We start from the raw sequence: 358 nt of genomic DNA on the forward strand, positions 1-358 counted from the left end.
TTGATTCGATTTGTTAAAGAGCGTTTGGTTAAGAGCCTTTCGTCTCAACCGAGGCGCGCATTCTACGCTTTCCTCATCTCCTGTCAAGTGTTTATTTTGAAGTTTTTTGCGAGAAACTCGTTTAACTTCAGACACTTAACTCGCTTCGATCTCTCGTCGCGGGAGGTGAATAATACAGCATTCAAAAACGCTGTCAACCACCTTTTTACCACCGGCTGGCCGTTCAGCCTACCAGGAGAAGCGATAGCTTCTACTTAAAGACAAAACCCCTACCTGCATGTGCAGATAGGGGTTTTGCGAAATGAATCTTGACGATGACCTACTCTCACATGGGGAAACCCCACACTACCATCGGCGA

1 pseudogene is annotated in these 358 nt (G+C 46.4%); it reads left to right on the forward strand.

Features of this window, described 5'->3' with window-relative positions:
* Positions 1-258, forward strand: a pseudogene (locus tag FQ664_RS27525) (hypothetical protein); the annotation flags it as partial.
* Positions 259-358: the final 100 nt, after the last annotated feature.

The sequence above is a fragment of the Pseudomonas persica genome (genome assembly GCF_900291015.1).
Classification (GTDB): Bacteria; Pseudomonadota; Gammaproteobacteria; order Pseudomonadales; family Pseudomonadaceae; genus Aquipseudomonas.